At 51.4% G+C, this 292-nt stretch carries 1 tRNA gene and 1 rRNA gene; both read left to right on the top strand.

Annotated features, from left to right (window positions below):
• A 16S ribosomal RNA gene (locus H3U49_RS09805) occupies positions 1-77 on the top strand; the annotation flags it as partial.
• Positions 78-209: 132 nt separating this feature from the next.
• Positions 210-283 (top strand) — tRNA-Ile (locus H3U49_RS09800).
• The last annotated feature ends 9 nt before the right edge of the window (positions 284-292 follow it).

Here is a 292-nt window from a genome sequence, read left to right as displayed (position 1 = left end):
CTAAGGCAGGACAGATGATTAGGGTGAAGTCGTAACAAGGTAGCCGTAGGAGAACCTGCGGCTGGATCACCTCCTTTCTAAGGAAAGAGCAAGCCGAGACGGAGAGCAGGAATGCTAAGAGAAGTCCGGCAAGCGAGGAAAGCACATGAGTAGGGAAGACATTGTTTAGTTTTGAGGGTAGTACCTCAAAGAGCAGATACGCTGGAAACGGGCCTATAGCTCAGCTGGTTAGAGCGCACGCCTGATAAGCGTGAGGTCGATGGTTCAAGTCCATTTAGGCCCATAGGCAAGG

The sequence above is a fragment of the Lactobacillus sp. W8174 genome (genome assembly GCF_016100975.1).
Lineage (GTDB): Bacteria > Bacillota > Bacilli > Lactobacillales > Lactobacillaceae > Lactobacillus > Lactobacillus juensis.
The sequence above is the reverse complement of the archived record's forward strand: the minus strand, read 5'-3'. Positions and strand labels throughout refer to the sequence as shown.